At 61.0% G+C, this 634-nt stretch carries 1 protein-coding gene; it reads left to right on the top strand.

The genetic code is table 11. From position 1 onward, the window contains the following. Nucleotides 1-132 precede the first annotated feature (132 nt). Nucleotides 133-531 (top strand): hypothetical protein, encoded by a 399-nt coding sequence (locus tag P1T08_18900; GenBank protein ID MDF1598140.1) that lies wholly within the window; start codon nt 133-135, stop codon nt 529-531. The last annotated feature ends 103 nt before the right edge of the window (nt 532-634 follow it).

Genomic DNA, 634 nt, shown 5'->3' with positions numbered 1-634 from the left:
CGGCACTTCCGCGAGCGGTGCTCGATCTACCGACGCCACCTAGCGCGGTCGCGTATCAAGTGTGCCATCAGGTCCTGATGCCACTCCGTTGTAGCGACAGCGTTGATGGCAAGCGCACCTAGAGTCGGTCGCATGCCACGACGGATTGCGGTTCTTGTTCTTGTCGCAGCAGCCATAGGGGGTTGCGGCGAACCAGTGGATCTGCCGAACCGAACCGATCCAGCAGTCCAGGCCGAAGAGGCTCGAATCGCAGCAGTTCTTGAATCCACCGACGACATCTGGGTGCCCGGCCCATGCGAAGTTCGGCTTCTGGGACAGGAAGGGGCTACGTCCTACGCGTGGGCCAATTGCGAGGGCTACGAGGCGGATGACTTGCCCGAGAAGTCGGGTTGGGGAGGCCCGGTGCGTATCGACGGGGACCGGGTGTCCCAGCCCCGGGATGGAAACCTCAACGGAACCGATATCCGCGAGATGTTCCCAGTAGAACTCGCCGATGTGATCTTCGCCGGTGACGAACGCATCTACCCGTAGGTCAATCGGTTAGCTGCTAGCTGACGGCAACGCTCAGACCCATCGATATCGACAAATCGAGCGCACGAACGAGCATTCCGTCGAGTGTCCCCGAACGGCACTT

The organism is Acidimicrobiia bacterium (genome assembly GCA_029210695.1).
Taxonomy (GTDB): domain Bacteria; phylum Actinomycetota; class Acidimicrobiia; order Spongiisociales; family JAHEDJ01; genus JAHEDJ01.
This window is presented reverse-complemented; position numbering and strand designations above follow the sequence as displayed.

Excerpts from the sequence above, each read along its gene's own strand:
- P1T08_18900 (MDF1598140.1), top strand. The coding sequence starts at position 133 with ATGCCACGACGGATTGCGGTTCTTGTTCTTGTCGCAGCAGCCATAGGG.